This is a genomic window from Herbiconiux daphne (assembly GCF_024979295.1).
GTDB classification, from domain to species: Bacteria; Actinomycetota; Actinomycetes; order Actinomycetales; family Microbacteriaceae; genus Herbiconiux; species Herbiconiux daphnes.
This window is the reverse complement of the sequence record NZ_JANLCJ010000658.1, coordinates 1-564: the sequence shown is the minus strand read 5'-3', so window position 1 is coordinate 564 and position 564 is coordinate 1. Positions and strand designations below refer to the sequence as shown.

General features: G+C 41.5%; 1 protein-coding gene and 1 pseudogene. Both read right to left on the bottom strand.

Annotated elements, in window-relative coordinates; all coding sequences use genetic code 11:
• Positions 1 to 193, bottom strand: a 193-nt coding sequence (locus N1032_RS27005; protein ID WP_259543774.1) for an RtcB family protein, incomplete at its 3' end; no start/stop codon positions are given.
• Positions 180 to 564 (bottom strand): annotated as a pseudogene (locus N1032_RS27000) (hypothetical protein); the annotation flags it as partial. The gene N1032_RS27005 and the pseudogene N1032_RS27000, both read right to left, overlap by 14 nt.

Genomic DNA, 564 nt, shown 5'->3' with positions numbered 1-564 from the left:
CTGGATAGATAGTACCTTTGGTTGCAACAACACCGCCAATAGGGAGTACATAACCAGAATGAACATCTGGCATCAGAGCACCTTTGACGACATCTTCTTGTTTCATTACGTTGATGAACTGCTCGATAGCACTATTCTCAACGTAGTCAGTGTAAATCTTATACGGCTTACCCAACTCGTCAAGTGCTTTCAATCTCAACATAATTCTTACCCTCTAAATAGTCCAATGTATAAATATAAACTTCTACCCAAGGAGTATCACGGAAGGCATATTTAATCAGCTCCTCCACAATATCCCAATACCCACCAGCCAACCCACAGCCGATAAGAGGGAAACCAATTTTAAGCACTTTGTCGCTGGGCCAATATAAAGTCCGACGAGTGCTTAAAACTACACGCATCTTTTCTAACGCTTTGGCAAGTGCCCAATAACGAGTACCATACTCTTCACTTTTATTATCGAAGTGGTATTGACCATAGAGGTTGAATACCCAAAGAGGATCTTTACCCTCCTCTTCGAAAAAGTGAAACGCATGTGATAACGCACCGAGCTTTTCTTTATCA